Annotated in this window: 8 protein-coding genes and 1 pseudogene; 2 read left to right on the top strand and 7 right to left on the bottom strand. The window is 63.7% G+C overall.

What is annotated here, in order from left to right; translation table 11 throughout:
• Positions 1-65: 65 nt before the first annotated feature.
• The 3 genes from XpopCFBP1817_RS22250 to ssb all read right to left on the bottom strand — a co-directional run bounded on the left by XpopCFBP1817_RS22250 (position 66) and on the right by ssb (position 1,616).
• The gene (locus tag XpopCFBP1817_RS22250) at positions 66-284 is read right to left on the bottom strand and encodes a TonB-dependent receptor plug domain-containing protein (protein ID WP_208619657.1); all 219 of its coding nucleotides are present in this window, start codon (positions 282-284) and stop codon (positions 66-68) included.
• A gap of 9 nt (positions 285-293) precedes the next feature.
• Positions 294-659: a Plug domain-containing protein gene (locus tag XpopCFBP1817_RS22245; protein ID WP_208619656.1), complete on the bottom strand. Its 366-nt coding sequence runs from the start codon at positions 657-659 to the stop codon at positions 294-296.
• 426 nt (positions 660-1,085) lie between these two features.
• On the bottom strand, positions 1,086-1,616 hold the full coding sequence (ssb, locus tag XpopCFBP1817_RS17850) for a single-stranded DNA-binding protein (RefSeq protein WP_128418147.1): 531 nt from the start codon (positions 1,614-1,616) through the stop codon (positions 1,086-1,088).
• A gap of 274 nt (positions 1,617-1,890) precedes the next feature.
• Here ssb and XpopCFBP1817_RS17845 point away from each other — a divergent pair, with 274 nt between their 5' ends.
• Positions 1,891-2,889 carry a polyprenyl synthetase family protein gene (locus XpopCFBP1817_RS17845; protein ID WP_128418146.1) on the top strand — a complete coding sequence of 333 codons (999 nt, stop codon included), beginning with the start codon at positions 1,891-1,893 and terminating at the stop codon, positions 2,887-2,889.
• 208 nt (positions 2,890-3,097) lie between these two features.
• Here the strand turns inward: XpopCFBP1817_RS17845 and murD are convergent, their stop codons facing one another.
• The 4 genes from murD to XpopCFBP1817_RS17825 are packed head-to-tail and all read right to left on the bottom strand — an operon-like array spanning position 3,098 to position 8,891.
• Positions 3,098-4,507 (bottom strand): UDP-N-acetylmuramoyl-L-alanine--D-glutamate ligase, encoded by a 1,410-nt coding sequence (gene murD, locus XpopCFBP1817_RS17840; protein WP_128418145.1) that lies wholly within the window; start codon positions 4,505-4,507, stop codon positions 3,098-3,100.
• On the bottom strand, positions 4,488-5,843 hold the full coding sequence (gene murL / locus XpopCFBP1817_RS17835) for a UDP-N-acetyl-alpha-D-muramoyl-L-alanyl-L-glutamate epimerase (RefSeq protein ID WP_128418144.1): 1,356 nt from the start codon (positions 5,841-5,843) through the stop codon (positions 4,488-4,490). Before murL ends, murD begins: the two co-directional genes overlap by 20 nt.
• Complete coding sequence (locus XpopCFBP1817_RS17830; RefSeq protein WP_128418143.1) at positions 5,840-6,298, bottom strand: hypothetical protein; 459 nt, start codon at positions 6,296-6,298, stop codon at positions 5,840-5,842. The genes murL and XpopCFBP1817_RS17830 overlap by 4 nt, the downstream gene beginning before the upstream one ends.
• Entirely contained in the window at positions 6,282-8,891 is a 2,610-nt protein-coding gene (locus XpopCFBP1817_RS17825) for a bifunctional aspartate kinase/diaminopimelate decarboxylase (RefSeq protein WP_128418142.1), read from the bottom strand. The genes XpopCFBP1817_RS17830 and XpopCFBP1817_RS17825 overlap by 17 nt, the downstream gene beginning before the upstream one ends.
• 201 nt (positions 8,892-9,092) lie before the next feature.
• Here XpopCFBP1817_RS17825 and XpopCFBP1817_RS23265 point away from each other — a divergent pair.
• Positions 9,093-9,218: pseudogene (locus XpopCFBP1817_RS23265) on the top strand (PhzF family phenazine biosynthesis protein); the annotation flags it as partial.
• Between the last annotated feature and the right edge of the window lie 78 nt (positions 9,219-9,296).

Here is a 9,296-nt window from a genome sequence, read left to right as displayed (position 1 = left end):
CTGATCATGTCTGTCGTTCTCCGCTGGCAGGGCGTCAAGTCAATGATGGCAGATTGCTGGGGTTTTTAGAGGCTCCTTGAGTCGTTCTCGCCAGCGCGCTTGGGCACCAGATTGAAAGCGCCACCGATCCCGATGCCGCCGGGCGCGGCGCCGTTGATGAAACTGTTGGCGCCGCGAAACACTTCCACCCGCTCCAGGAACTCGGCCGCCACGTATTGGCGCGGCAGCAGGCCGTACAAGCCGTTGTAGCTCATGTCGTCGGAGTAAACGGGAAAGCCGCGCACCACGTACAACTACTGGAAATTGCCGAAACCAAGCGCAACCCGCACCGCCGGGTCGTTCTGCACCACGTCGGCCACACTGCGCGCCTGCTGGTTGCGCATCAGCTCGGCGGTGAAGTTCATGCTGTTGAACGGCGTGTCCATGACGTCGAGGTTGCCGAACAGCCCGACACGCCCGCCGGTGGCGACCTGGCCGCCAGCATAGGCGGGCGGCAGTTCGACCTGCGAACCGTTGGCAGTGACGGTCAACGTGTCGAGCGTCTTGGCATCGTAGAGGGGTGTCGCAGCTTGCTGCGACCCTGCGATCGGCACGGCACAGAAACAGGCGATGGCAACAGCCAGTCGCGCGCGCGGGCGCAGCGACAGGAAATGCGGCATATGGGAACGCCTGCAGGGGACCTGGTCAGCTTGAAGTGAGACGCTGGCTGGGGGACGCAGATTCTCTGGCTGAGGAGTCGTCAAAACGCACCGAGACGAGGTGCAATTATGGCACTTTTCACAGCATTCAAAAATTTCCGGAGGCTTGCACGCACTGCAACCACGAAGCGCGCGGCGCCCCGTTGCTTGCCGACACGCTGCGACGTCTCCTGCCCGGAGCAGGACGCGGACTTGATGTCCTTGGTCGATGACATCGGTGCTGGAAGAGGTTGGGCATCAGCGTTGGTTCTGCCTGCCTGGCTAGGCCGGCTGCAACTGCACACCACGGCCATGTGCGCAAGGAGAGCGACAGCCCGCGTCAACAGCAAAAATCCCAGTAGGCGTAAGACCTTACTGGGATTCTGTTTACACAAAATTTTGTTGGAATTAGAACGGAATATCGTCATCCGCAAAGTCGTCCATCGGCGGTGCGGACTGCTGCTGGGCCGGCTGCTGACGACGCGGTGCGTAATCCTGACCGCCGCCCTGACCGCCACCACCACCGCCACCCTGCTGCTGACGCGGAGCCTGCGCGCGCTGCGGGCGATCGCCGCCCATGCCGCCACCACCGCCGCCGCCTTCACCACGGCCGCCGAGCATCTGCATCTCGTTGGCGACAATGTCGGTGCTGTACTTTTCCACGCCGTCCTGGCCGGTGTACTTGTCGTAGCGCAGCTCGCCTTCGACGTACACCTGCGAGCCCTTGCGCAGATACTCGCCGGCGATTTCGCCAAGTTTTCCGAAGAACACCACGCGGTGCCACTCGGTACGCTCCTGATTATTACCCTCGCGGTCCTTGCGCATACTGGTGGTGGCAAGACTCACGCGGGTGATCGCCATACCGGCCTGGGTGTACTTGGTGTCGGGATCGTTGCCGAGGTTGCCGACGAGGATGACTTTGTTGATGCCGCGGGCCATAGATATTTCCGAGATGGTGCGCCGGCGCCAATGGGGCGCGGCGGTGAATGTCTTGGCGCCAATGTTACCGCACTCCCCGCTTCCGACACCGGCGCGTCGGCGCACCTGCGGGCCGGGGAATGCCGCGCGGGCAGGTCGGGATCCTGCATCTCTGCGCCATGCCGGTATCAAGCGCCACAAGGGTTTGCGACTGATGTGAAGGCTGGCAACAGCGTCGGCGGGACGGATCTGGCCCCAGGCACCTATAATCGACGCACATCACGAACGCCTGCGCATGACCATCGCCGAAGACCTCCCCACCGTTCTGAGCCTGCCCCAGATTCAGTCCCTCGCCGCGCCCGACATGGCTGCGGTCGATGCGTTGATCCGCCGTCGTCTGGCGTCGGACGTCGTACTGATCAACCAGATTGCCGATCACATCATCTCCGCCGGCGGCAAACGCCTGCGTCCGATGCTGGTGATGCTGGCCGGCCACGCTGCGGGCGGCTCCGGCCCGGAACACCATCAGCTGGCGGCGATCATCGAGTTTATCCACACCTCCACGCTGCTGCACGACGACGTGGTGGACGAATCGGACCTGCGTCGCGGGCGCAGCACCGCCAACGCGCTGTGGGGCAATGCGCCCAGCGTACTGGTCGGCGACTTTTTGTATTCGCGCAGCTTCCAGTTGGTGGTCGAGCTGGACCGCATGGAAGTGATGCAGATCCTGGCCGACACCACCAACCGCATCGCTGAGGGCGAGGTGCTGCAGCTATTGCACGTGCATAACCCCGACACCGACGAAGCCGCCTACCTGCGCGTGATCGAGCGCAAGACCGCCGTGTTGTTCGCCGCCGGCACACGGCTGGGCGCGCTGGCCTCAGGCGCGGATGCGCAGGTGCAGCAACGCCTTTACAACTACGGCATGCAGTTGGGCTTCGCCTTCCAGATTGCCGACGACGTACTCGACTACGCCGCCGATGCCATCGATTTGGGCAAGAACCTGGGCGACGATCTGGCCGAAGGCAAGGCCACCTTGCCGCTGATCCACGCCATGGCGCATTCGGATGCGACCACCCGGCAGCGTCTGCGTCAGATCGTCGAACAAGGCGATGCAGGCGCGATGCCCGACGTGCTGGCGGCGATCCACGCCACTGGTGGCCTGGACTACAGCCGCCAGCGCGCGGCCGACTATGCCGCCGCCGCCGAACAGGCGTTGGCTGGCCTGCAGGCCAGCCCTGCGGTTGCAGCGTTGCGTGGCCTTGCTCGTTACGCAGTAGAACGCACACATTGATCAAGCTGCTTTGGGGCCCCCCATCAAGCGCCCAACCGTGCGTTGAAGCAATTTTTCAGCATGCGCAATGCGCATCGCGCCGCGCGTAGGTTACGCAGCCAGCCGGCATCGGCACGCTTGCCGGAGCGACGCGTGGTGGGGGAGTAAAACAGCACCTCGTGCGAATGCTCGCCTTGAGTCGATCGGCACCTGATTGGCGGCGATAAACCTACTGCACACCCAAGCCGGGAATCGCACTGATCGCGGCCGGGTCGAACCCCGCCAGTTGCGCGAAATGGCGGCCGCGTGCGACGTAATCGCTATACGCACCGAAGCTGGGCGCCCCCGGCGACAGCAACACCACACCGCCCTGCTCTCCCAGGGCATCACGGGCCAGCTGCATTGCGTGCTCCAGATCGTTGGCAGCATGCAAACCGAAGCGACCTGCTTGCGCCAACGGAGCCAGCAGCGTATGGATCCGCGGCCCATTGCCCCCCATGGTGACGATGTCCAGCGGCGCCTGCTGCTCCATCTGCAGGGCAAAATCGTGCCAATCCAGCCCGCGATCGTGCCCGCCGACCAGCAAGGCCACGCGACGCTGCGCAAAGCAGGCCAACGCCGCCAGTGACGCGTGTGGGGTGGTGCTGATCGAGTCGTTGACGTAACTGATGCCATCCACGCTGCCAAGCAACTGCAAGCGGTTCGGCAACGGGCGAAACGTCAGTGCAGCCGGTGCCAACGCTGCCGCGTCCAGGCCCAATGCTTCCCCTGCCGCCAACACCGCGCATAGATTGCGCCGATTGTGTTCGCCCGGCAGCGGCACGTTGGCGGTATCGAACACCGCCTGCTCGCCGCGATACACCACATCGCCGCGCAGATGCCAGCCATGGGGATGGTTGAACCAGCGCACCTCGCTGTCCGGTAATTGCAGCTGCGTCAGATACGGGTCGGCGGCGTTGAGCAAGGCGATGTGCGGGCGACCCGCGGTGACCAGTGACAGCTTGTCGCGCACATAGCGCGCCTGATCGCCATGCCAGTCCAGGTGCTCGGGAAACAGGTTCAATACCAGTGCCAGCTCGGGACGCGCACCGCTGCGCCCCACGTCGCCGGTCTGGTAACTGGATAACTCGATCGCCCAATACACCGGCGGCGGTTGCGGCACCAACACTTCCAGCAGCGGCTGGCCGATATTGCCGACCAACGCGGTGCGATGCCCGGCCGCGCGCAGCAGATGCGCCAACAGCGCGGTGGTGGTGCTCTTGCCTTTGGTGCCAGTGACGCAAATGGCGCCAGGCACGTTGCCATCAGCAAGCGCATGCTCGGCAAACCACAACGCGGTGCCGCCAATGAACTGGGTGCCGTGCTCGGCTGCCGCGGTGTGCGCTTGCGCGCCATACGGGCTGATGCCCGGCGACTTCACCACAATGTCGAACCGGCCCAGCGCTTGCGCGCTGGCGTTGGTGTCTACATGCAACGCAGCGTCGGCCAGTGTGTCGAGCTCGGACGCTTCTTCAGCGTTGCAGAACACCGTCAGCGATTGCGTGGGCAGCACGGCGCGCAGCGCGCGATACGCGGCGCGTCCTTCGCGCCCCCAACCCCATAACGCAACCGCCCTGCCTTCAAGCTGCGAAATTCGCACGCACGCGCTCCCACAGCGCCGACACAATACGGTGCTCGCCGTCGATGGCCATCAGCGGCTGCAGTTGCAACTCCTGCTGGTCCAGTTGCGGCTGTATCTCGCGAATGAAGCGCTTCACCAACGCGTCTTCCTTCCACTCGGCACGAGTTGCCAGCACCGCCATCGCCGCGCGCGATTCGCGGCCTTCGCCAACGCATTCGAACGGCTTGTGATCCTGAAATTCCAGCAGCGCATCGTAGCCACCGGCCTGTGCGGGATCGTCGAGCAGATTGCGCCCGAAGATCTTGACCAGGCGCGTTTTCGGCATGAACAGGGCCAACGCCAGAAACACGAAATGGCACTTCGGGCAGACACCGCACCAACGATGCACCGGGCGCTCGCCCATGATGTGGAAGTTGCGGTTGCAGCTGGAAAAATGCGCTTCGTAATGATCGGTCTTGGCGAACTGTCGCGCCACCGCCAGCTCCGACAACGGCCGCAGCAACGAGTAATAGCGCAGGTTGGCGGCTACATGGCGCTGCACGTAGTCGCCGAACGCCTGCTCGAACGCCAAGCCCTTGGACCACTGGTGATTGACCTCGCCGGTGCCGGGAATCTGGCTGCCGTAACTGGCCGAACGCTCGTTGGAAAAGACCACCTGATCCACGCCAGTGAGCAACGCAGCCAACACAAGAATGGCCGAGTTCACCGCGGTGACCGGAATATGCCCGTTCCAGGCGCCCTGGCGATTGAGTTCGAACAATTCCGAGGCCAGCACGCGGCCGATATTGAGTACCGGCAAACCGGTGCGCTCGGCACATGCGCGGATCAGCTGCGAGCCACCGATCCAGCTGACGGTCTGCTCGACACCGGCATCGCGCAGCGCTTCGATACTGACCAGCGAATCCTTGCCGCCACCAATCGCAACCAAGGCATGCTCACGCAGACCGATCGCAGGCGCATCGCCAATCGACTGTGTGCCCACCGGAAAGTTGATCTTGCCGTGCAGGTTCAAGCCATTGCGATAGGCGAACTCACCCAGGCCATGCAGATAAACGCTCTCTACCAGCGCAGCGGTGTCGGTATCGATCACATAGTCGTCGATCTGGATGTTTGGCGGCACCGCGGCTTTGAAATAACTCACGCCCGCGATGAGATGCAGGATGCGCAATGCCTGCTGCACGGCAGTGGCATGCGCACCGTCCAGCACAAACGGTGCGCCCGGTACCGCGACCGTCTCGACCAGCTCCGGCCCTTGATCGAAGGCATACACCAGCGTCGCCACGCCGGTCTGCGCATCCAGTGCGCAACGCACGAAACGGAAGGTGGACATCTGGTGCTTGTCGAAAGCGCTCATGGACTACCTGCAAGAACACGTACGCGACGCAGATAACGTCGGCACAGGACATATTCAATCATGGAAAACGGCACCGCGGCCCCCAGCAGCGGCAGGCAACCGAACAGTACCGCCAGCAGCAGCACATCCAGACGTCCGGCCGTTGCATCGCCAGATACCGCCAAGGCAACTGCGAGATACAGGGCCACCACCGGCACATAACTCAGCGCGCTCAACAGCACCGTGCGCACCGCCATCCAGCCACTGCGGCGCGTAGGAACCCGCTCATCGCGTCGATGTTGCCAACGCCCGGCCAACCACGCACCGCTACCGGCGGCAACCAGCGCAGGCAACGCCCATTTGAATGTATCGGACCACGGCATGCCCAGGCTCAGTTGTTGCAGCGCGGTGGCGAACACCATCGCAACGCCACCAGCCACCGTGCTGAACGCGATGAACTCAGCCTGCGGACGCATCGATCACATCTTCGCGCGGCAATTCGCGCTGGTTGTAGCTGCTGGCCATCGAATAGCCGTAAGCGCCGGCATCGGCCACCAGCATCACATCGCCCGGCGCGGTGGCGGCAGGCAGACGACGGCGCTTGCCGAACACATCGGAGGATTCGCAGATCGGCCCGACGATATCAAAGGTGCCATCGGCCGGCGCGTCGAGATGGCTGAGGTTTTCGATGTCGTGCCAGGCGTCGTACAGCGCGGGGCGGATCAGCGTGTTCATGCCCGCATCCAAGCCGACGCGCTGTACGCCGTCCTTTTCGATCACCTGCGTGACCTGCGCGAGCAGCACGCCGGCCTCGGCCACCAGATAACGGCCCGGCTCGATCGCCAGCCGATAGCCCGGGTGCACGGCCTTGACCTCTGCCAGCCCCTTGGCCCACACATCCAGATCGAACGGCTCGTCCTCGGCGCTGTAAGGAATAGGCAAGCCGCCACCGATGTCGATGGTTTCCACGGTGCCGATGCGGCGCGCAAAGCCCGCCAGTTCGTCGTACATCATTCGCCAGTGCTCGCCGGTCTCCACGCCGCTGCCAAGGTGCGCATGCACGCCGGTGATGGTGACCTCGAGCGTGCGCGCCACGTCGACAAACTCATCCACACGCGTGGACGACAGGCCGAACTTGGAGGCCTTGCCCCCAGTATTGACCTTCTCGTGGTGACCGTCGCCATGCCCCAGGTCGATGCGCAACCACACGTTGCGGCCACGGAACACCTCCGGCCAGCGCCGCAGCGCTTCGACGTTGTCCACGGTGACAGTCACGCCCAGCGCAAAGCCGGCTTCGTATTCGGCCTTCGGCGCGAAACTCGGGGTGAACAACACACGGCGTGGCGACAGCTCTGGCAAGGTATCGAACACGCGGCGCAACTCGCCGTGCGACACGCATTCCAGCCCGAAACCGGCCCGTTCCAGTGCCATCAAGATCGCCGGATGCGCATTGGCCTTGATCGCGTAATAGCGCTGATCCACTGCGGCAATCTGCGCCAATGCATGCGCACGCGCACGCACCGTGGGCAGGTGATACACGTAACGCGGCGTGCCGGCCTTGGACAGGGATAGCAGATGCGCGCGCTCGGCATGCCACCACGGCGTGGGCCGCGGACGCACCGAGCCGATGATCTCGCGCCAGCGCGGACCGAACACCTCGCCTTCGCTCACCGGCATCGCGCCGCTGTCGATCAATTCCGCATGCAGGATCGGCAGCAAGCCATCGGCATCGGCTTCGTCGATGACGAAGGTCAGGTTCAAGTCGTTGGACGACTGCGAAATCATGTGCACGCGTTCCTGCCCGAACGTGGCCCACACATCGGAGAGCTTGTGCAACAGCGAGCGCATGCCGCGCCCGACCAGCGTGATCGCCGCGCAAGGAACAATAATCTTGACCTTGCAGATCTGCGACAGATCGGCCGACAGCGCCGCCAGCACATCGGTGTTGACCAGGTTCTCGGACGGGTCCAGCGACACGGTGACATTGGTCTCGGCCGAGCCGATCAAATCCACCGACAACCGATGCTTCTTGAACAGCGTAAACACATCAGCCAGGAAGCCCACCTGCTGCCACATGCCGATGCCTTCCATCGACACCAGCACGATGCCATTGCGGCGGCTGATCGCCTTGACGCCCAACACCGGCTCGGCATTGCCGTCGATGCTGGTGCCCGGCAGATCGGGGCGTTCAGTGTCCAGAATCGCCATCGGCACGCCGGAATCGCGGCACGGCTTGATCGAACGCGGATGCAGCACCTTGGCGCCGGTGGTGGCGATTTCCTGCGCTTCGTAATAGTCCAGACGGGTCAGCAGCCGCGCATCCGGCACCTCTTTAGGATTGGCGCTGAACATGCCGGGCACATCGGTCCAGATTTCCACCCGGCTGGCGCCGAGCAGCGCACCGAAATAGGCGGCCGAGGTATCCGAACCGCCGCGTCCGAGAATCGCGGTACCGCCATCGGCATGCCGCGAAATGAAGCCTTGGGTGATCAGTAAACGCGTGGGCTGCGCATCGAAACGCGCGCGCCAGTCGGCGTCGGACTGCCATTGGCAGGACACCGACAGGCGCTTGGACCATTCGCTCTGATTGGGCTGCGGCGGCAATGCCGACAGCCACTGGCGCGCGTCCAGCCAACCCATGTCCAGGCCATTGGCGTGCAGATAGGCCGCGCCGATGGTGGAGGACAGCAACTCGCCCTGCCCCAGCACCTCGGCCTGCCAGTCCAGTGTGCACGTTGCCGCGCGCGCATCGCCCACCAACGCATGCAGCGCGGCGAGTCGCTCGCCCAGCACCGCATCGGCGTCCAGTTCCAGCTCGGCCAGGAATTCGCGATGACGCTGCTCCAGCGCGGCCACGCGCTGCGCGCTGTCGGCGGCGCCGTCGGCGATCGCGGTGAGTTCGTTGGTCACGCCCGACAGTGCGGACACCACCACCAGCACGCGGCCGCCGGTTTCGTTCGCCCGTTTGCTCGCCAGTTTTCCAATCGTGTCCCAGCGATGACGACGCGACACCGAGGTGCCGCCGAACTTGAGGACGATCCAACGATCGGTAGTGTGGAGAGCTGACATTGAGATAGGCGTTTAGGATGGTGGGAAAGATGCACGGCACGCCGGGCGGAACCTCCGATTCTACTGCCAATATCGCTCGCATGAGGCCGGGTGCGATCACAGCACGCCGACTGCCGCCTCTACTACTGCAACGGTTTGCGCTGCAACCATCGACGCGCATTCCATTGATCGAGATTCACAGACCATGAGCAGCACCGCTACCTGCAACTGGATGTCTTCGGCGGCCAATACGGCAACGGCAATCCCTTGGGCGTGGTCCTCAAGGCGGACACGTTGTCGTCCAATCAGATGCAGCAGATTGCCGCGTGGCTGAACCTGTCGGAGACTGAGGTTTCCCCACGTTTTCCCGAGATAGATCAGCTGGTTGCACCCGGATCGTGTAGAAACAAGTGCGCGCATCGTGTA

The organism is Xanthomonas populi, assembly GCF_002940065.1.
GTDB classification, from domain to species: domain Bacteria; phylum Pseudomonadota; class Gammaproteobacteria; order Xanthomonadales; family Xanthomonadaceae; genus Xanthomonas; species Xanthomonas populi.
Note: the sequence above shows the minus strand (reverse complement) of the source record. Positions and strands in the feature narration are given on the sequence as shown.